Annotated in this window: 15 protein-coding genes; 3 read left to right on the top strand and 12 right to left on the bottom strand. The window is 35.9% G+C overall.

Features of this window, described 5'->3' with window-relative positions; all coding sequences use genetic code 11:
• Window positions 1-41 precede the first annotated feature (41 nt).
• From EGH73_RS01190 to proS, 3 genes are all read right to left on the bottom strand, one after another.
• A complete protein-coding gene (locus tag EGH73_RS01190; RefSeq protein WP_394338729.1) occupies window positions 42-1,379 on the bottom strand; it encodes an Nramp family divalent metal transporter in 1,338 nt (445 codons plus the stop codon).
• 104 nt (window positions 1,380-1,483) lie between these two features.
• Window positions 1,484-2,815, bottom strand: coding sequence for a DUF937 domain-containing protein (locus EGH73_RS01185; RefSeq protein WP_123280307.1), 1,332 nt, complete (start codon window positions 2,813-2,815; stop codon window positions 1,484-1,486).
• A 135-nt stretch (window positions 2,816-2,950) separates the two neighbouring features.
• Window positions 2,951-4,426 (bottom strand): proline--tRNA ligase, encoded by a 1,476-nt coding sequence (gene proS / locus EGH73_RS01180; protein WP_123280306.1) that lies wholly within the window; start codon window positions 4,424-4,426, stop codon window positions 2,951-2,953.
• A 148-nt stretch (window positions 4,427-4,574) separates the two neighbouring features.
• Between proS and EGH73_RS01175 the strand changes: the two genes are divergently transcribed.
• Window positions 4,575-5,642: a prolyl-tRNA synthetase gene (locus EGH73_RS01175; protein ID WP_123280305.1), complete on the top strand. Its 1,068-nt coding sequence runs from the start codon at window positions 4,575-4,577 to the stop codon at window positions 5,640-5,642.
• A 28-nt stretch (window positions 5,643-5,670) separates the two neighbouring features.
• Window positions 5,671-7,077: an OmpP1/FadL family transporter gene (locus EGH73_RS01170; RefSeq protein WP_184808050.1), complete on the top strand. Its 1,407-nt coding sequence runs from the start codon at window positions 5,671-5,673 to the stop codon at window positions 7,075-7,077.
• 36 nt (window positions 7,078-7,113) lie between these two features.
• Here the strand turns inward: EGH73_RS01170 and rsgA are convergent, their stop codons facing one another.
• From rsgA to tamL, 9 genes are all read right to left on the bottom strand, one after another.
• The gene (gene rsgA, locus EGH73_RS01165; RefSeq protein WP_123280304.1) at window positions 7,114-8,040 is read right to left on the bottom strand and encodes a ribosome small subunit-dependent GTPase A; all 927 of its coding nucleotides are present in this window, start codon (window positions 8,038-8,040) and stop codon (window positions 7,114-7,116) included.
• Window positions 8,041-8,276: 236 nt separating this feature from the next.
• Window positions 8,277-9,356, bottom strand: a complete 1,080-nt coding sequence (locus tag EGH73_RS01160) for a chorismate mutase (protein ID WP_123280303.1) — start codon at window positions 9,354-9,356, stop codon at window positions 8,277-8,279.
• A gap of 371 nt (window positions 9,357-9,727) precedes the next feature.
• A complete protein-coding gene (locus EGH73_RS01155; RefSeq protein WP_124802665.1) occupies window positions 9,728-9,985 on the bottom strand; it encodes a hypothetical protein in 258 nt (85 codons plus the stop codon).
• Window positions 9,986-10,359: 374 nt separating this feature from the next.
• Window positions 10,360-11,442 (bottom strand): DNA polymerase III subunit gamma/tau, encoded by a 1,083-nt coding sequence (gene dnaX / locus EGH73_RS01150; protein WP_123280301.1) that lies wholly within the window; start codon window positions 11,440-11,442, stop codon window positions 10,360-10,362.
• A 152-nt stretch (window positions 11,443-11,594) separates the two neighbouring features.
• A complete protein-coding gene (locus EGH73_RS01145; protein WP_184808049.1) occupies window positions 11,595-12,053 on the bottom strand; it encodes a hypothetical protein in 459 nt (152 codons plus the stop codon).
• Between the two features lie 82 nt (window positions 12,054-12,135).
• The gene (odhB, locus tag EGH73_RS01140) at window positions 12,136-13,368 is read right to left on the bottom strand and encodes a 2-oxoglutarate dehydrogenase complex dihydrolipoyllysine-residue succinyltransferase (protein ID WP_123280300.1); all 1,233 of its coding nucleotides are present in this window, start codon (window positions 13,366-13,368) and stop codon (window positions 12,136-12,138) included.
• A gap of 64 nt (window positions 13,369-13,432) precedes the next feature.
• Window positions 13,433-16,243: a 2-oxoglutarate dehydrogenase E1 component gene (locus EGH73_RS01135; RefSeq protein ID WP_123280299.1), complete on the bottom strand. Its 2,811-nt coding sequence runs from the start codon at window positions 16,241-16,243 to the stop codon at window positions 13,433-13,435.
• A 126-nt stretch (window positions 16,244-16,369) separates the two neighbouring features.
• The gene (locus EGH73_RS01130) at window positions 16,370-17,404 is read right to left on the bottom strand and encodes an SRPBCC family protein (RefSeq protein WP_123280298.1); all 1,035 of its coding nucleotides are present in this window, start codon (window positions 17,402-17,404) and stop codon (window positions 16,370-16,372) included.
• A 14-nt stretch (window positions 17,405-17,418) separates the two neighbouring features.
• Window positions 17,419-20,010: a translocation and assembly module lipoprotein TamL gene (tamL, locus tag EGH73_RS01125; protein WP_123280297.1), complete on the bottom strand. Its 2,592-nt coding sequence runs from the start codon at window positions 20,008-20,010 to the stop codon at window positions 17,419-17,421.
• Between tamL and EGH73_RS01120 the strand changes: the two genes are divergently transcribed.
• Window positions 19,996-20,724 (top strand): TrmH family RNA methyltransferase, encoded by a 729-nt coding sequence (locus EGH73_RS01120; protein WP_123280296.1) that lies wholly within the window; start codon window positions 19,996-19,998, stop codon window positions 20,722-20,724. The genes tamL and EGH73_RS01120 overlap by 15 nt on opposite strands.
• Window position 20,725 lies beyond the last annotated feature (1 nt).

Below are 20,725 nucleotides of genomic sequence, written 5' to 3'. Positions count from 1 at the left end.
TTAGTTTTTCAGTGGCCTCTCAATGATTCGGCCTTTTTTATTTATGGAAAAATAGTTTCTTTTAAGAGATATAGATTCAGAACAATAATAATTCCACTAATAATCCAGGCAAGAATTTTAAGCCAAGGCTTATTGACAAATTGACCCATTTTCGTTTTGTTTCCTGTAAACATCACCAAAGGAACCACTGCAAAACTAAGTTGCATAGAAAGTATAACCTGACTGAACACAAGTAAATCTGCAGTTCCTCTCTCACCGTAAAGAATCGAAATAATAAGCGCCGGAATAATGGCAATTAATCTTGTAATTAATCTTCTAACCCACGGTTTCAGGCGGATATTCAGAAAACCCTCCATCACGATTTGTCCTGCAAGAGTTCCTGTAACTGTGGAATTTTGTCCGGATGCCAATAATGCTACTCCGAAAAAAATGCTCGCTAAAGTTGTTCCCAAAATTGGCGAAAGCAGTTTATAAGCGTCATTGATATCAGCGACATCTTTATTTCCGGATGTATGGAAAGTTGCAGCTGAAATTATCAGAATGGCAGCATTGATAAAAAACGCCAGCATCAGAGAAAGACTGCTGTCCAAACTTGCAAACTTGAGCGCTTCTTTTTTTCCTTCTGCTGTTCTAGGATAATCTCTTGTCTGCACGATACTGCTGTGAAGATAAAGATTATGTGGCATTACGGTAGCACCAAGAATCCCTATGGCAATGTAAAGCATAGAAGGATTCGTAATGATCTCTTTTTTAGGGATTAATCCTTCAAGCAATGGGAAGATATCCGGTTTACTTAGAAATATTTCATATAAAAAAGACGCAAAAATTACAAAAATAAGTCCACCAACGATACTTTCTATATATCGGAATCCTCTGGATTGCAAAAATAAAATCAGGAAAACATCAATCACAGTTATGATAACGCCTACACTAAGCGGAATCCCGAATAAAAGATTCAGAGCAATAGCAGAGCCAATAACTTCTGCCAGATCACAGGCTGCTATCGCAATCTCACAAAAAATCCACAAAATAAAATTAACAGAAGGATGAAAATGGTCTTTACAAGCCTGCGCTAGATCGCGTTCTGCAACAATACCGAGTTTCACGGACAAATGTTGCAAAACAATGGCAAATAGGTTAGAAATCAAAATTACAGATAGCAAAGTATAACCAAACTGAGCACCTCCGGCAATATCGGTAGCCCAATTACCCGGATCCATATAACCCACGGCAACTAAAAGCCCCGGGCCTACGTAAGCCATAAATTTTTTCCATGAACTTGCGTTCGCTGGAACTTTTATCGAAGAAAAAACTTCATTAAGCGAATTGGCCGCTTTTTCCTTTCGCCAGCCTTTATTGATATCTGAATTACTCAAAATAAAGTTAGATTATTCTAACAAAGTTAGTAATACATTTCTTAACCTACAATAAGACAATAAAAAAAACTGTCAATCAATTGACAGTTTTTTTATAAATAATGATTTTACTTTACAAACCGTATGGCTGTTTTCCTATCAGATTCTCTTTCTTTGTCAGATGCTTCCGCTGGGATTTTTGCAAATTTGGATCCGTAGCCTTCTGCTTCTAGAACTTGGGCAGAGTTTAAAGATGATTTTACAGTGTTTGCTCTTTCATTAGAAAGTTTAAGATTGGTATTAGCATCTCCTTTTTTATCAGTATACGCACCGATTTTGATTTTTGCATCCGGAAATTCTGCCAAAATCAATTTCAGATTTTCCAACTGAACTTTTGAGTCGGGAGTCAGAACCGCTTTTCCAAATTCAAAATTAAGATTATCAAAGTTGAACCACTTATCTTTCAATTGATCTTCAGTTGCATTCTTGTAATCATCAGATTTCAGGAATGTAACAATCTGGTCCTCGATACCACCTTTGTAAGCTTGCAAGGTTTGTCCGCTAGGCAGAATTACCACCATCGTTTCTCTTTTTACTATTACAGTGTCTCCATTGTAATCGGCAGAATTTACCTCAGTACTAGTAGAATCTGTAGTTGACACAGGTACGGCTTCAGCTTTTTTATTGCATTGTTTCCAAAAGAACCATCCTAAAAGCAATAACAGCAATAATGGAAGCAGCCATTTCCAAATACTTCCTCCAGAATCTCTTTCAGAAACGATTTCGTGCGTTTGCCCACTTCTTGCGACATCTATTTTTGCAGGACCAGACGCGGTGACGTCTTTTTCTATTACCGGAGTACTTGGGTTAATATTATTAACAGGCGTTTGAGCAGGTTCAGGAATAACATTGAGGGGTTGTGCGTCTACATTTCCAAACCAGTTTCCTAAGCCTAATGATGCAAAACTAAATCCTGCAGGCAATAAATGGGATAAATTGTTTTTTTGGTCATTAAGCAAAGAATCAAAAGATGAAGAATCCAGATTATTTTCTGTAACATATCTTCCGACTGTACCGACTGTAGAGGCCGCAACAATATTCATTAATGAATTGGTTGACTCTTTTCTTATGCCGGAATATTCTGAAACTGCTGAAGTAATCGCCTCAAGTCTATCACCGCTTCCGAAGATTAAATGAAGAATTCTCGTGATAATAGATTGATTTCCGCTGTTATCATTTAAAAGATTAGATAAAATGCCAGAATTGGAAGCTTCTTTTACCGTGGTAAATAATTCTGATCTCGCATTGCTATTTACAAGTCCTCCGATAATCGCTGGTAATAGAGCCGAAATAGCTTTGGAAATACCAGATTCGCTCTCACCAAGCTGTGTCGCTGTCTGTGAAATTGTAGACGAACCGAATTGACCTTTTATAAGATCGATTAAATTAGTAGTTGACATAATAGTTTATTTTGTGATTAATATTATGAAAGTACCAAATTTTAATCCATCCTTTGAATCCTCGTTGATTTTAATATAAATTTAACTTAATAATTGATAAAAAATAACCGTTTATCAAGGATAAACGGTTTAATGCTAATATGATTTTGCGAATACAACTCTTTGTTTCGAAGGTTTCCCTGAGATAAGAGAAACTCCGTCTTCCATTTCGTTAGCGAGAGGAATACATCTGATAGTTGCTTTGGTTTCTTGCTTTATTTTTTCTTCTTCTTCTTCTGTTCCATCCCAATGTGCCAAAATAAATCCGCCTTTTTCCTCTAAAACATTTTTGAACTCTTCATAGGTATCAACTTTTGTGATATTCTCCTCACGGAACTTAAGGGCTTTATTGTAAATATCCTTTTGAATGGTTTGTAATAATTCTTCAATATAATTATCCAATCCTTCTATAGAAACAGATTCTTTGGTAAGGTTATCACGTCTTGCCAATTCGACTGTTTTATTTTCGAGGTCTCTTGGTCCCATTGCCATTCTTAGTGGAACACCTTTCAGTTCGTATTCCGCAAATTTCCAGCCCGGTTTGTTTTGAGTATCATCATCAAATTTAACAGATATACCTTTAGCTCTAAGTTTTGCCTGTATTTCCAACGCTACTTCACTGATCTGCGCCAGTTGTTCCTCTCCTTTGAAAATTGGAACAATTACAACTTGAATCGGTGCTAAAGTAGGCGGTAAAACCAAACCAAGATCATCAGAATGCGTCATGATTAAAGCACCCATCAATCTTGTAGAGGTTCCCCAAGAGGTTCCCCAAGCATGTTCGATTTTCCCTTCTTTGGTCGTAAACTTCACATCAAACGCTTTTCCGAAATTTTGACCTAAGAAATGTGATGTACCTGCCTGTAAAGCTTTCCCATCCTGCATCATAGCCTCTATACAATAGGTCTCATCTGCTCCGGCAAACCTTTCTGAAGGTGATTTAATTCCTCGGATCACAGGGATTGCCATAAAATCTTCTGCAAATTTTGCATAGACTTCAAGCATTTTTTCAGTTTCTTCTACTGCTTCATCTTTCGTGGCGTGCGCAGTGTGCCCTTCTTGCCAAAGAAATTCAGCAGTTCTCAGAAATAATCTTGTTCTCATTTCCCACCTTACCACATTTGCCCATTGATTGATAAGAATTGGTAAATCCCTGTAAGACTGGATCCAGTTTCTATAAGTATTCCAGATAATAGCTTCCGAAGTTGGGCGGACTATTAATTCTTCTTCCAGTTTGGCTTCTGGATCTACCATCAGTTTTCCCGGATTATCTGGATCATTTTTTAGTCTGTAATGTGTAACCACAGCACATTCTTTGGCAAAACCTTCAGCATTTTTTTCTTCGGCTTCGAACAGGCTTTTTGGAACGAAAAGAGGAAAATAAGCATTTTGATGCCCCGTTTCTTTGAATTTTCTGTCCATTTCATCTCGCATCTTTTCCCAGATCGCATAGCCATACGGTTTGATTACCATACAACCTCTCACTCCTGAATTCTCCGCCAAATCAGCTTTTACGACCAGCTCATTATACCACTTGCTATAATCTTCTGCTCTTGATGTCAATTTTGCCATAATTTTTTTGATATGTTTTTAACTTTTTTTAAACTTTTTAATCTAAATAAAAAGCCTAATTTTACACGTATTTTACTAAATTCGAATGGTATAAAATTTGGTCACTTTTAACAAATGCAAATATAGGAAACTTAATACTTCTCATAAAATGAAAAATTTCAACAATAAAAGCTTATTCAATCTTATCAAATCAAAAGGTTTGTTATTGATTGCCGGCAGTTCTCTTCTAACTTCATGCATTGTATATACAGGAGGATACTCTGAAACAGATGGAGTTTATTATGACCCGAATAAAGATACTTTACCTGCAGGCACTTACGGTGGTAATTTTGGAAATCAGGTAGATGATTATTATAATTATCAGGACACTTACCCAAGTATTTATGATAATAACCAGCAAAATCTTCAGGAGCAGCAAAATAGATACTCCAAACCATTAACTAAGGATTCCGACTGGGGAACTTTTACAGGAACAGAAACCAATTATTCCAGCTTTAATAATTGGGGCTGGGGCGGAGGCTTTGGATGGGGTTATCCTTACTACGGCTTTGGATGGGGTTATCCTTACTACGGCTTTGGATGGGGTTATCCTTACTACGGCTATGGCTGGGGTCTTGGCTTTGGCTGGGGATGGGGAAGCTCTTTCTACTCACCTTGGGGATGGGGCGGCTTCTATGACCCGTTCTGGAACTATGGTTGGGGTGGATACTATGGGGGCTATTATCCCGGCTACTACGGAGGAGCTTACTACAGACCTGTTTATTATAATAGGTCGGGAGCAAATGGCAGGCTGACTGGAATGATTTCTAACTCAAGAACTACAAATGGTTTCCGTGGGATTAACTCAAGCGGTTTCAGAAATAGAGATATGATGTCCAGCAATACCAGATCTTCTGTGAATAATGGTATCAGAAATAATAACACTAATGGTGTCAGAAACTTTCCAAACAATGGAGGCATCAGAAGCAACCAAAATGGTATTATGCGAAACTACCCAAATAACACTGGAATCAGAACAAATCCAAATGACGGAGGTACAAGAAATTACCCGAATAATTCTGGCATTCGATCCAATCAAAACGGAGGTTTCAGGAATGACAGCTTTTCCTCTCCAAGATCCGGAAGTTCTGGTGGAGGATTTAACTCTGGCGGTAGCTTCCGAGGCGGATCATCTAGCGGAGGAGGTGGAATGAGATCAGGCGGAGGAAGAAGATAATTTTAATTAAAAACAACAATTATATATAATGTTAAGAAAGACTTTATTATTGATTTCTGTGCCTGTTTCCTTCTTATACCTTAAGGGGCAAGACGCTTCAGTAATTAGAAACACCATAGATGTTTATTCGAACAGTTCAATTAACGGGACATCAAAATTCAATGCGATGGCGGGCTCTATGGGTGCTTTAGGTGGAGATATTTCTTCATCTTTTGTAAATCCTGCTGGCATTGGGGTATTTATCGCTAATGATGTCAACCTAACGCTTGGTGTCAACAGCTCAAAAAATACAACTAATTTTGCTGGGACAGCTTTAAACTATACTATTAACAAAACTGATATTAATAATGCTGGTGGTGTAATTTCATTAAATCTTGGCGATATGTCATCAAAATGGAAGTTTATCAATATTGGTTTCAATTACAGTAATCAATCTATTGAAGATTACTCGCAATCAGCTGGCAATGCAAATATTAAAATGATTGATAATACTGATCCTTTGAAGCCTATCAATTACAAATATCAGGGCCATGCTTACAATCGTTATGGTAATCTTGCTAAATCTAATTTTGTGCTAGGCGCTAACTATGACAACAAAATATATCTTGGAGCAGGACTTAATTTTCATAATGCTTCAATAACCCAGTATGATACTGCTAATTTTCACTCAGATCTGGATAATACGTCGTTGGATTACAATAAACAATACACACCTTATGATGAGCAATCCAACGGATTTTCGGCCAATATTGGTATTATTGCGAAAGTGAATAATCAGTTTAGATTAGGTGCTGCGATAGAAACTCCAACGTGGTGGACCATTGACCGTGTTTTTAATGAATATACCTACACTCAAGATAATAGCTACGGTGAAGACAGAAAATTAACAACACCGATGAAAGCTACACTTAGTGCAGCTTTTGTTCCAAGCAAAAATTTCTCCTTAAATGTTGACTATATTCAGGGGATTACAAAGCCTAAGTATAAAGAATATGGTGTGGCTGAACAGGAACTCAATGACTTTTTTAATGATGCTTATAAAAATTCATCAGAAATACGTGTAGGCGCAGAATACAGGATCTCAGATTTCCGTTTGAGAGGAGGATATGCTTATCAAGGCAATAACTTTGATAACATTTCAATTTTGACCTACAATGATAATGGATCTACATCTAATCAAAATTACTCCAATCTTTTCGTAGGAAAAAGGAATATCATAGGTGCGGGAATTGGGTATGATTTTAAAGCATTTTATATCGACGCTTCTTATCAGAATATCTCCTCAGAATATTCTAGCCCCTTTTTACAAGGTAGTGCTGATTTCAATTCAGGCTATTTCAATGGTGGCTATGATGTAAATAGCGATGCGTATGCCGTTTCTAAAGTCAAAAACAACAGAAATAATTTCTTTGTAACACTGGGTTGGCGGTTTTAAATTATAAAAAGAATCCTGCAAATTTGCAGGATTTTTTTATTTCTGATTAATTTCTTCGGCTTCTTCCATCAGTTTGAGATAAGTAATATATCTTGTTTCTTCAATATCTCCGGACTCTAAACTTTGCAAAACGGCACATTTCGGTTCATTGATATGCATACAATTATGATATTTGCAATCTCTACCTTTTTGAAAAATCTCAGGAAAATAATGTTGAATTTCTTCTTTCTCAACATCAATCATCGCAAATTCGCGCACACCAGGCGTATCGATAACCGAACCTCCAAAATCCCAAAAATGCATTTGTGCAAATGTGGTGGTATGTTTTCCTTTGAGATGCGTGTCGGAAATCTCGCCAGTTCTGAGATCAAGGCTAGGTTGCATCGCGTTAACTAATGTTGATTTTCCACAACCAGAATGTCCAAAGAAAACCGAAGTTTTATCTCTAATTTTTTCAATCAAAAGGTCAAGATTCAGTTTTGAATAAGATGAAATCTGAAGTGTATCATAACCAATATTTTGATACATTGTTTCAATATTTTCTACTATTTCCTTTTCATCATCGTTCAGTGTATCCATTTTGTTGAATAAAATCAAAGGGGAAATGTTATAAGCCTCACAACAAGCCAGAAAACGATCCAGAAATCCTAGTGAAGTTTCAGGAAATTTTAAAGTGTAAATGAAACAAGCAATATCGACATTAGAAGCAATGATATGGGCTTCTTTGGAAAGATTAACCGATTTTCTGATGAGATAATTTTTTCTCGGAAAAATTTTGGTAATCCAAGCGACATCATCTTGCTCCAAAGAAAATTCGACCTCGTCTCCTACCGCCAATGGATTGGTAAGACGTGTTTTGATTAATTTGAATTTCCCACGGATTCTGGCCTCAAAGATTTGTTTTGTTTCAGATTCCAAAACCTGATACCAGCTTCCGGTAGATTTGATGATGATTCCTTTCAAACAGTAGAATTTTTGTATTGGCAAATTTAGAAATTTAAAGTTAGCCTTAATCAAAAAAGAAGCTAATAATTTAGCTTCTTTTGGTTTCTATTATTAAAACAGAGAATCTTGTGCAGCCCGACTTATCTCAGATTTCTTATTTATTTCAATTTGAATCGATGAACCACTACGTTAGGTTTGAGTGGAAGGCGGAATAAGCTGCCCAAATAATTGACTTCGAGAACCTCAGACTGACATTATTTATCAATCATAATGTTATTCTGGACTTCGATACTTTCTTCGTGGATGGCTTTGAAAACTTTCTCTATGAATTCCTGAGACATTCCTGTTTCAAAGGCTTTTTGAGTTGCATATTCTGTAATGACTTTCCAACGTTCTGGCTGAAAAATAGCAATGTTATTTTCTTTTTTAAGAGTTCCGATTTTTTCAGAAATCTTCATTCTTTGAGATAATAACTCAATCAATTGAAAATCCATATCACTGATTAAAGTTCTGTGTTTTCCCATTTCGTCCTCATATCCAGAAATGTCGGAATTACGAACCTGAAGATTGCTAATCATTTCTGCCAAAACTTCTGGTGTGATTTGCTGAGCGGCATCGCTCCAAGCGTTATCTGGGTCGCAGTGGCTTTCGATAATCGCACCTTGGTAACCAACATTGAAAGCTTCCTGCGCAATGCCTGCCAAACCAGTTCTGTTCCCACAAATATGTGAAGGATCGATGAACAAAGGAATATTTGGGAATTGATTTTTGAAGTCTAAAGCAATCTGCCAGTTCGGAATGTTTCTGTATTTAGTCTTTTGATAAGTTGAAAAACCTCTGTGGATGGCGCCGATATTTTCCACACCTTGACCCAAAAGTCTTTCTAAAGCACCAATCCAAAGTGCTAAATCTGGATTAACTGGATTTTTTACCAAAACAGGTTTGTTGGTTCCTCTCAATGCTTGAGCAATCTCTTGAACCGTGAATGGATTAACCGTAGAACGTGCTCCAATCCAAAGAATATCTACATCAGCTTCCAATGCTGCAAAAACGTGGTGCGCATTCGCAACTTCTGTCGCTGTTTTGAAACCGAATTCTTCCTTTACTTTTTTCAGCCAGTTAAGACCGATTACGCCAACGCCTTCGAAACCGTTTGGTTTTGTTCTAGGCTTCCAAATTCCTGCACGGAAGGCTGAGATTTCTGCACCACTTTCTTTCAGTCTTTTTGCCGTTTCCAACATTTGAGATTCGCTTTCTGCACTACAAGGACCAGCAATAATCATTGGGCTTGCGAAGTCTTGTATCCACTCGTTCTTTAAATCGTTTAAGTTCATATTTTTAAATTTTATATATTTTTAAATTAATGCAATAGTGTATCTGTTATAAATTTTGATTTATAATTCCCTTTCAAAAAGTGCCGTTAAAAAAATTTTAATGTGTTACGGAATTTGAAATTTTTCCGCGCGTTTTTGAGAAAGAAATTCAGTTAGCTATACCAATAAAATCGATAATAGGTTCTGAAATTCCCGTAATAAAATCCAAAAAAGCTAAATAATCTGTCAAAAGAACTGACAGATTCTGAAGTTGTAAAATATGGAAATTGGTTTGATTCCATTTTATAAATCCCTCATTAAAGGACTATTAGCTTATTTTGGTTGATATTTTTCCTTCTTTCGTTGAAGAAATCTTTAACAAATATATAAATTTATGTCAAATCAAACTTCATCAAATCATCTAAATCTTTCAATAAAGGATTAATCTTCACAAATTTATCAAAGATTTTTCGTTTGGTCATCACTTCCTTTTTGATGGTTAAGTCTGTTTGATAATCAATTTCAAACTTAAAATTATTGACTTTATGCCTTAAATGATTAAAAAACTCTGGGCTGACTCTATCAAACTCTGCTTTAGCAAATTCAGACGAATACTTTACTATCACAAGATTCTCATCAGATTTTTCCATCTTAAAACTGCTGATGGCATTGTAAAGAAATGTGTTGGTTTTTAAAGTATTTTTTAGGAAAATTTCCCATTCTCTGTCCAAATCCGTTTGAGAAAAATGATTTGATGGTAGATTTTCATCTTTGACATCTGAAAATTCATCTTTTTTGACTTCTTCTTTTTTTTCTAAAGCCGCTTTGATACTGAATGGAGAACTGGAAGATTTTCTTGCAATTGGTTCCGATGCTTTCTGAATTACTTTTTTTGGTTCTTCAAAGGAAACTTTAGTGGTTGGTTGCTGTTTGTGGGTTGTCTGTTCTTTAACTTCTGATCTTGACTCTTCTGTCTTGATGCTTGGCTCTTGAATAAGGTTAGCCTCAAGAAGTGGCGCTAATATTAAAAACTTTTTTTTTTAGCTTCCAAACCTGCAGTCAGACTTGACAATTGCATAAGAGCAATTTCTACTGTCAATCTCGGGTTTTTGGAGTTTTTATAATTGATGTCTGCGAAGTTACAAATCTCGATTCCATCAATTAATTGTTGTGCAGACCATTTCTGAGATTGTTCAGCGAATTTGGACTTCGTTTTCTCCCCGACTTCAATTAGATTCAGAGTTTTAGGATTTTGAGCCATCATCAGGTCACGGAAATGATTTCCTAATCCAGCAATGAAAATATGTGGATCAAATCCTTTTTTCACAATCTCATCAAAAGCAGTCAAAACACTTGGAATGTCATTTTCCTTAGCTAAATCTACAATTTTCAGATATTGATCGTAATCGAGAATATTGAGAACTTCAGCTGCTTTTTCGAGTGTAATATTTTTCTGGGAAAAGGTGCTTAATCTATCAAAAATAGACAAAGCATCTCTCAAAGCGCCATCTGCTTTTTGAGCAATCAGATAAAGCGCATCATCTTCATAAGTGATACTTTCTTTCTCTGCAATTTTTCTCAGATGCTCCTGAATATCTTCAATTGTGATTCTCTTGAAATCATAAATTTGACATCTTGAAAGAATCGTTGGAATAATCTTGTGTTTTTCGGTTGTTGCCAAGATAAAAATCGCGTGAGCAGGCGGTTCTTCCAAAGTTTTCAGGAATGCATTGAAAGCCGCTGGAGACAACATGTGAACCTCATCAATGATATAAACTTTAAATTTACCAACTTGAGGTGCAAATCTTACTTGGTCAATCAAATCTCTGATGTCATCCACAGAATTGTTGGAAGCCGCATCTAATTCATAAATATTAAATGCAAATCCATCATCATCCGCAGCTCCAGATTTTTCATTGATTTTTCTTGCAAGGATTCTGGCACAAGTTGTTTTACCAACTCCTCTTGGCCCACAGAATAACAGAGCCTGGGCTAATTGACTTTCATCAATAGCGTGTTCCAAAGTATCGGTAACGTGAGATTGTCCAACAACAGTATCAAACTCTTGCGGACGGTACTTGCGAGCGGATACGATGAAATTTTCCATTGTTCAAAAGTAAGGATTAATTGTGAATTTTGGAAATGGTTTTTGTATTTGTGAGAATATTTTTCGAACGCAAAGAACACAATGATTTTATCAATTATTGAAAATATTTTTAAGTTTCGCAAAGCCTTAAAACTTAGCAAAGAATGAAAGAATTATTCATCTTCGTCTAAAAAGTCAAGTTCATCATCACTTTGAATATGGTCTGGAGAAATTCCTTGAGGATTAAACAAACCCCAATTATCAACAATGTAATGTTTGGGATTAAACCCAGAAATCCAATCGATAAATAAAATTCTGAATTCCTCTATCAAATCTCTTACTAAATGATAATATTTGGAATCAGAAAAACCAAAATATTCCAACGAGTTCCCTCCAACAAAAATATCTCTTGCCGTTTTTCTGATGATGGTGGCATTTTCCATTTTAATGTCATACAATTTTACTGCTTCTGCTCCACAAATTTTTGCTTGAATGGTCATAATATCACTTAATAAATTTTGTTTAATTGATTGTAAATAATCATTATCATCGGGAAACAAACTTGTAATCGTTTCAAGGACATCAAAAATTTCTTGAGATTTTTTATAAATCGGTAATTCAAAGCATTCCATCAGAATAAAATTTTGAAATTAAATATAATAAAAAAGAGAGCAAAAATCTGCTCTCTTTTAGTTTTATACTGAATTTAATTTCTTACAATTCCAATGCTTTTCTTTCATCGCCATCCATTAAGAATTCTACCGGATTGTCGATAGCTTCTTTCACAGCAACCAAGAAACCTACGGATTCTTTTCCGTCGATAATTCTGTGGTCATAAGACATTGCAACATACATCATTGGTCTGATTACGACTTGTCCGTCAACAGCAACTGGTCTTTGGATAATGTTGTGCATTCCTAAGATTGCAGATTGTGGCGGGTTAATAATTGGCGTGGACAGCATCGATCCGAACGTTCCACCATTAGTAATTGTGAATGTTCCGCCAGTCATTTCGTCAACACTGATTTTACCATCTCTAACTTTAGTTGCCAAATCTTTGATGTTAGCTTCAACACCTCTCAATGTCATATTTTCAGCATTTCTAAGAACAGGAACCATCAAACCTTTTGGTCCGGAAACCGCGATAGAAATATCTGCAAAGTCATAATTGATTTTGAAATCTCCATCGATAGAAGCATTAACGTCTGGATAAAGTTTCAATGCTCTCGTTACAGCTTTTGTAAAGAAAGACATAAATCCAAGTCCAATCCCGTGTTTTGCAGCGAATTCTTCTTTGTATTGCTTTCTGATTCTGAAGATTTCTGACATATCAACCTCGTTGAAAGTCGTCAACATAGCTGTTTCATTTTTAACTGAAACTAATCTTGCAGCAATTTTTCTTCTAAGAACTGAAAGTTTTGTAGTTGATTGAGATCTACTTCCGCCAGCTGGAGCACTTCCCATTGCAGGAACAGAAGCCGTTACAGCATCATCTTTTGTGATTCTGCCATCTCTACCAGACCCCGTTACTTGGCTTGGAGCAATTCCTTTTTCGTCAAGGATTTTCTTAGCCGCAGGAGAAGGTGTTTGAGCCGCATAAGTTTCAACTTTTGGAGCTTCTGCTTTTACTGGAGCAGGCTCTTCTTTTTTAACTTCTGCTTTTGGTTCTTCTTTCGGAGCTTCAGCAGTGCTTCCTGCTGGTTTTACAGCATCCATATCGATCAAACAAACCACTTGACCAACTTGCACTACTTCTCCTTCTTCAGCTTTCAAAGTAATGATTCCACTTTGCTCAGCAGGAAGTTCCAAAGTTGCCTTGTCAGAATCTACTTCTGCAATCGGCTGGTCTTTTTCTACATAATCACCGTCTTGGACTAACCACGTTGCAATTTCTACTTCTGTGATTGATTCTCCCGGTGAAGGAACTTTCATTTCTAATATTGACATACTAATAATTGTTTTTAATTTCAGAACAGCCGAAACTGTTATTCTTTATAGTTTATTAATTTTATTAAGCCGTTACTGGTCTTTTTGCAGGCGCATCTTCGGTCTGGAAAACATCATTGATGATTTTAGTTTGATTTTTCTCAAACATCTTATAACTTCCTGGAGCAGGCGCTCCACTAGCAACAGGAGAAATCACTTGGATACCTGTATCTCTGAAATTTCTTAAAATGAAACTCCAACCACCCATGTTTTCCGGTTCTTCCTGAGCCCAAATTAAATCTTTTCTGTTTTTATACTTATCAAAGATTGAATTGATTTTTTCAAAATCCAATGGATAAACTTGCTCCAATCTTACCAAAGCGACTTTATCATCATTAAGCTCTTCTTTTTTAGCCAATAAATCGTAGTACAATTTACCTGTACAAAGCACTAATCTTTCCACTTTTGCAGCATCAGCAGTTGGGTCATCTAATACAGTTTGGAAACTTCCATTTGCTAAATCTTCCAATGGAGAAACCACTTTCGGATGTCTTAATAGAGATTTTGGTGTCATAATAACCAATGGTTTTCTGAATCCGAATTTCATCTGTCTTCTCAACAAGTGGAAATAGTTGGCTGGAGAAGTAATGTTTGCAACAATGATATTTTCGTTAGCACAAAGTGTCAAGAATCTTTCTAGTCTTGCAGAAGAGTGTTCTGCACCTTGACCTTCTGACCCGTGAGGCAACATCATTACCAATCCGTTTTGGATTTTCCATTTTTCTTCAGCAGCAACCAAATATTGGTCAACAATAATCTGAGCACCGTTTGTAAAATCTCCAAACTGAGCTTCCCAAATGGTCAAAGTTTTTGGTGCAGCCATTGCATAACCATAATCAAATCCTAAAACACCGTATTCTGACAAATGTGAGTTGTAAACATCAAATCTTTGTTCGTTGATGTGACGAAGCGGAATGTATTCTTCTTCTGTATCTTCTGTTTTTACCACAGCGTGACGGTGAGAGAATGTTCCTCTTTCCACATCCTCACCAGAGATTCTCACATTGTAACCTTCTGTCAAAAGTGTAGCATACGCCAACAATTCTGCAACAGCCCAATCTAGTGAATTGCTTTCCACCATTTTGATTCGGTTTTCGAAAAGACGGGTGATTTTGTTAATGAATTTCTTATCAGCCGGAAGCGTAGAAATCTTAATAGCTAATTCTTTAAGTTTTTCTAAATCGTATTTTGTATCAACATTAGATTTAGAAACACAACCTTTACCTCCAAGTGGGAAATCTGTCCAGTCATCCTGCATAAAGATGTCCATTGTATTTCTTTCGATTTCTTTGGAAGCATCAAAGTTTTCATCAAGCAAAGCTTTGAACTCCTGTTCCATTTTTTTCAAAACTTCATCAGAAACCACATTTTCTTTAATCAAAAGTTCTTTGTAGATTTCTCTTGGATTTTGGTGTTTTGAAATTAATTTATAAAGATTTGGTTGAGTAAATCTTGGCTCATCACCTTCGTTGTGACCATATTTTCTGTAACCTAAAAGATCTATATAAACATCTTTACCAAACTTCGCACGGAAATCAGCAGCAAATCTAATGGCGTGAACTACAGCTTCTACATCATCAGCATTGATGTGCATTACTGGAGAATCTGTCACTTTTGCAATATCTGTACAATAAACAGACGATCTTGCATCCATATAATTGGTAGTGAAAGAAACCTGATTATTCACAACGATATGAACAGTTCCACCCGTTCTGTAACCTTCCAGATTCATCATCTGAGCGATTTCGTAAACGATACCTTGACCAGCAATAGCCCCGTCCCCGTGGATCACTATTGGTAAAACTTTAGAATAATCATCTTTGTAAACGTTATCCACTTTTGCTCTACAAATTCCTTCTACAAGCGCAGCAACAGTCTCTAAGTGAGATGGATTCGGAGTAAGGTTAATTCTTACTTCTTCACCATTTGCAGTTGTAATTTTCTTCGAAGAACCTAAGTGATACTTAACATCACCTGAGAAAACATCTTCTTCAAATTCTTTCCCTTCGAATTCTGAGAAAATCTGCTTGTAAGACTTCTGGAAAATATTAGTCAAAACATTTAGACGCCCTCTGTGAGCCATACCAAGCACAACTTCGTCAACACCTAATTGCGAAGAACGCGTAATCAATTGGTCAAGCGCAGGAATCAAAGATTCACCACCTTCCAGAGAGAAACGTTTTTGTCCAACGAATTTTGTATGAAGATAATTTTCAAACGCCACCGCTTGGTTTAATTTGAAAAGGATTTCAGTTTTTTCCTCAGCGGATAATGTAGGATGGTTTTCATTCACATTCACCCATTCCATAATCCATTTTTTCTCCTCAACATTTTGGATATGCATATACTCTACACCGATAGAATCACAATAAATGTTTTCTAAATGTGTAATAATTTCTTGCAAAGTCGCAGGACCAGGCATCCCAGTTTGTGTAGCAGAATTGAATTTTCTATTCAAATCTTCCTTAGACAATCCGAAATTTTCTATATCAAGTGTTGGAAAGTAATGTCTTCTTTCTCTTACTGGATTGGTTTTTGTAAAAAGGTGACCTCTCGACCTGTAAGCTTCGATTAGGTTCACTACTTTGAATTCTTTTGAAATATCTTCTGAAACAGCATTGTTTGTAACTGCTTGCTGAGCATATTGAACTGGAGCGGATTGAGAAACGGACTGTGATGTCTCATCTTCATCGCTGTAATTTTCCAATGCAAAATCAAAACCTTGGAAAAAAGCTTTCCAAGAAGGTTCTAGAGCATCTGGGTATTTTTTGTACTGCTCGTACATATCATCTACTAACTGAGCATGTACGGCATTTAGAAATGAAAATTTATCCATTATTACAGATTATCTGTTAAAATTTTAATTTTAAATAATTGCCAACAAATTTACTAAATTTTTGTAGATCTTTGGCTAAAGTGATGTTTTATTCCCGTAAATATACATGATATTTATCAGATTCTATTACCTATAAACCGGTAGGGAAAGTTTAAGTTTTACGTCCTGATTTTCTGTTGGTTCTTCTAAAAACTCTTCCATAAGCTGTCCGTTTCTGAGTGTGTCTCTCTTTGCTTTTTTAAGGAGTTCCTGAATATTTTTCACACGGTTGTTATAATTCCCCTGATAATAGATGTAATAAACTTTAGAAGCGTTGAGTGTTTGGAAACTGAAATTGTTATCGCTCACAGAAATCCTTTTCGACAATGGAACACCATAGAAATAAGACACTTCTTTATCTTTCAGGTTAGCTGGATTAGTAAGCATCACAGGCATCCCAAATTCATCATCTTTTTTTCCTAAATCAGATTTCACATAATTAACCACTTTTCCGTGATTCATTATAACGTTTTTGAAAAGAATATCTTTGGTATTTCTGGTGCTGACATTGACGCCTAAAAGCAATTCTCCCTCTCTATTTTCAACCATAATACTATCGTATTTGATTGAGGCTAATTTTTGATCTCTATCAACTTTGTTCCCTAATAACTGATAAAGATTCTTCATACTCTTATCAATATTCTCTACGAAAAAGTCTTCCGCCAGAAGGTTAATTGAACGTTCTAGATAACTTCGTTTTGGTGTATGGATGTTCCAGAATATTTTTGTTTTTGTTCCTTCTGGTCTGAATTTCACATCGATCAGATAAGGATTATTATTTTTCCCTTCGAAAAGCTGATAACGTATTGTTTTGCCGGGATTGGAATATCGTATAAAAAAATCTCCTGACTCGCTACTCGATTTATCAGAATATTTCATAGAACTGCCTTTGCCTTCGTAAGGTGTAAAAAAAGAATAACTCAGGGCTTTTTTTTCGGTAAAAAAATCATTCCACGAAGAGAAATTCTGTAAGTTATTAAACTGTGGAAATACTTTTTCTATGGGATAATTGATTTCTGACTGGTGGGTAAAACTTTTGCTTTCATCAACAAAATTCATAGACAATGAATAGAGTCCGAAAAGACAAAGTACTATAATGATGATAAATTTGAACCAACGCATTTTTAAAACAATAATTAGAATGGATAACCGATTGCGAAATTAAAAGTAGGCTTCAGCAGTTTTATTTTATTGGCAACCCATCTGCTTCCTTCTGGCTGATTAGGATCATACATTTTATAAGCCATATCAAGACGAAGTGTAACATAAGCAACATTAACCCTTAATCCAAAACCGCTTCCTACTCCCATCTGGCCGATAAATTTTTTAAACTTGAACTGATCTCCAAAACCATTATCTTTTAAACCCCAAATGTTACCGGCATCTGTAAAAACAGCAGCTTCAAACATATTATTCAGTGGCACTCTATATTCCACACTTGTTGTAAGTTTAACATTGTCCATAGCATAAGATCTTACGCGCTCATCCAGCTGAGAATCTGCAGGTCCCAGACCTCCAAAAGCCAGCCAAGCACGGATATCGTACGCACCACCATTGAAGTAAGATCTGATAAAAGGCATCTCACTTGAGTTACCATAAGGAATTCCTATGCCTACAAACTGCCTAAAGGCTAATGTATGAGGCTTTGCCTGATCATTAAAAAATGTATAATATTTTTTGAAATCGAGGTCAAATTTTATAAACTGTGAAAATGGTATTTTGAAAATAGTCTTCGTATTACCAGTAATCAGGTAATTTTCTTCCTTTTTTGTAAGAAGATTAAGAACATTTCCTGCAATTTCAACTTTCCCGTTGAATGCAAAAGGATTTCTGTAATCTTTTTTCCCGATTTCATTATAAGCAAAATTGTAAATGATAGAAGATATAATCACATCCTGTGTCTGCCGTTCTTTATTATACAAGGACTGCAAAAAGTTGTATAGCAGATTCCTGTCATTATTAGTCAATTTGGTGATAAATGCTTCATCTGAAAGAATTGTGGAAGAGATATCGTCATAAGATGCTCCAGAATTAACTGTTCCCGGATGATCTATCTCGTAAAGATTATAAACATCTCTTCTTATATCATTATCGCCGGGAAAAAAGTCATAATATTTATCTTTATTTTGGGTGAGACTGAGCTGTGTATTAAACAAAGTAAGCCTATGTTGGATCTTTCCATCTTCTATATTGGCATTGTAATTCAAACCTGCATTGAAGTTAATCCTTCCAAGTCCAATGTTATTCTGGATAGATGTTCCTAAAGAAATGCTCGTAGTGGGAGAATATCTTTTTGGGATGAGTTTATAATAATTCCGGAACGGGACTAATAATCTCGGAAAAAGTAAAGATGCCTGAGCAGATAATTCGTATGCATTGAAAATAGCCCCTGGATTTTTAGGATCTTTTGTAGTCCCTATCACACCTGAAAAACTGGTAATAAGGTTTTCCGCACCTCCAAAGAGATTCCTGGTGGTTAAATCTACAGAAGGTGAAAAACCGAAGTTCAGGATTTGGGAGTAATGAATATCCGTAGCAATATTAAATTCATATTTTGGAAGCGGTCTCAGAACATATTCCACATCTATAATACTGTCTCTTTCAGCTGGTGTTCCTTCTTTCCTTAGTTCGTCTGACGCTTTTATTATCGTGAAATTATTCATCGATATCAGGTTTCTTCTTGTAAGATCCAATTGTGATTGCTTGTAAACCTCCCCTGTTTTTACAATAATTGGAAGCCAAAGCGAATTAACCTTATAAGTACTGTCTGCTCTGTAAAAATTGATTCCTCTAAGACTATCGTGAATCGGCAGATTTTCAGCAGAATTATTGTTAGTTACCGACACTTTTATTTTCCCAATGGTCGCTTTTCTGTAAGGTGTACCAATGGAATCCTTAATAATGTTCATCGTCACAGGAACATTTTTTCGGCTTTGTAAAGAATCTGCCACAAAATAAATATCCTGATTGTCATTATTGAATTTATAATAACCTTGTTCCCGCATCAGATCGTTGATTCTTACAATCTCTTTTTCCAGAACAGTTTCGTCCAAAATTCCACCTCTTTTAACAAGACTTTTACTAATATTATTTTCGTAGATGCTTCTTACACTGCCATCTGGAATATTATAAAAATATTCTTTGATGTAGGTAGGATCTTTATGAGTGATTATATACTCTACCTCCGCTTTTTTTGCTGCAGAATCTCGCTTAACGTCCGTTTTCACATCAGAATCCCAATAACCCCTGTTAATCAATCTGTTGTTAATACTCTTGGTACTTTGCTTTGTTTTAGAATCACTATAGATAACCGGCGCCTGACCTACGGTATGAAAAAAACGGTTCCAAAACAGATTTTTGCCTACATATTCGGGATGTCCGTACTTTACGAAAAGAGAATCTCTAAGTTTTTGATTTCTCATTTCATTTGGATAAGTCATATATTCCTTTAGTATCGTATCATACTTTGGATTGGCCATATTATAAAAACCAAGAACAATTGGCAGTATAAAAAGCGCTTTCTTATTTGGTTTTTGGGCTACTAGATCCGGAATCTCATCGGAAAATATTTTCCCGTCTGTATATTTAAACTTATTATCTGTAAGGAGATATTCGCCGTCGGGAACTTTTTTTGTCACATTACAAGCGTACAAAAACACACTTAAAATTGCGGCGTAATAAAATATATGATATTTTTGAAAATATTTGTTGATATGCTTACGGCTCATACTATAAAGATAATACAGTCTCTGGACAAAAAGAAATACAGGCAAAAATACAATTTGTTTTTAGTTGAAGGTAATAAAATCATAAAAGAACTTCCAAATTCGGATTATGAGATTACAGAATTATATTCTACAGATCCTGACACACTCAATTTAGAAAACTCTAAAGTTCACAAAATTCAGCCTGCGGAGCTGAAGAAAATCAGTTTTTTGCAAACACCAAAGGATTCCGTAGCGGTTTGCAGGATTCGTGAGAACGAAAAAATTATCGAAACCAATATCCAGATTATCTTAGATGGCATTCAGGATCCTGGGAACCTGGGTACAATTATAAGGCTTGCAGACTGGTTCGGAATAGAACAGATCATCTGTAGTAATGATACTGTAGACGTTTACAATCCAAAAGTTATACAAGCTACAATGGGATCTTTTCTACGCGTAAACGTAGTTTATACCAATTTAGAAAGTTATTTGACCAATTATAAATATCCAGTTTTCGGAACGGATATGGACGGAAAAAATATTTATAAGACTGAATTCCCGGCAAAATTTTCAATCATATTCGGGAATGAGGGAAACGGAATAAGACCTTCTACTGAAGAACTGATTTCACAAATGATCACAGTCCCAAGGTTTGGGAAAAATAAGTCTACAGAAAGCCTTAATGTATCTATGTCAGCAGGAATTATCCTAGGACAGATATTTTCTAATAAATAAA

The organism is Epilithonimonas hominis (assembly GCF_003730015.1).
GTDB lineage: Bacteria > Bacteroidota > Bacteroidia > Flavobacteriales > Weeksellaceae > Epilithonimonas > Epilithonimonas hominis.
This window is presented reverse-complemented; position numbering and strand designations above follow the sequence as displayed.

Bases quoted from the DNA above. Each gene is read 5' to 3' on its own strand.
- EGH73_RS01160 (WP_123280303.1), bottom strand. From the start codon at position 9,356: ATGAACTTAAACGATTTAAAGAACGAGTGGATACAAGACTTCGCAAGC.
- EGH73_RS01135 (WP_123280299.1), bottom strand. From the start codon at position 16,243: ATGGATAAATTTTCATTTCTAAATGCCGTACATGCTCAGTTAGTAGAT.
- odhB (WP_123280300.1), bottom strand. From the start codon at position 13,368: ATGTCAATATTAGAAATGAAAGTTCCTTCACCGGGAGAATCAATCACA.
- EGH73_RS01175 (WP_123280305.1), top strand. From the start codon at position 4,575: ATGAAAAATTTCAACAATAAAAGCTTATTCAATCTTATCAAATCAAAA.
- EGH73_RS01170 (WP_184808050.1), top strand. From the start codon at position 5,671: ATGTTAAGAAAGACTTTATTATTGATTTCTGTGCCTGTTTCCTTCTTA.
- proS (WP_123280306.1), bottom strand. From the start codon at position 4,426: ATGGCAAAATTGACATCAAGAGCAGAAGATTATAGCAAGTGGTATAAT.
- EGH73_RS01155 (WP_124802665.1), bottom strand. From the start codon at position 9,985: ATGGAAAAATCTGATGAGAATCTTGTGATAGTAAAGTATTCGTCTGAA.
- EGH73_RS01130 (WP_123280298.1), bottom strand. From the start codon at position 17,404: ATGCGTTGGTTCAAATTTATCATCATTATAGTACTTTGTCTTTTCGGA.
- EGH73_RS01145 (WP_184808049.1), bottom strand. From the start codon at position 12,053: ATGGAATGCTTTGAATTACCGATTTATAAAAAATCTCAAGAAATTTTT.
- EGH73_RS01185 (WP_123280307.1), bottom strand. From the start codon at position 2,815: ATGTCAACTACTAATTTAATCGATCTTATAAAAGGTCAATTCGGTTCG.
- dnaX (WP_123280301.1), bottom strand. From the start codon at position 11,442: ATGGAAAATTTCATCGTATCCGCTCGCAAGTACCGTCCGCAAGAGTTT.
- tamL (WP_123280297.1), bottom strand. From the start codon at position 20,010: ATGAGCCGTAAGCATATCAACAAATATTTTCAAAAATATCATATATTT.
- EGH73_RS01120 (WP_123280296.1), top strand. From the start codon at position 19,996: ATGCTTACGGCTCATACTATAAAGATAATACAGTCTCTGGACAAAAAG.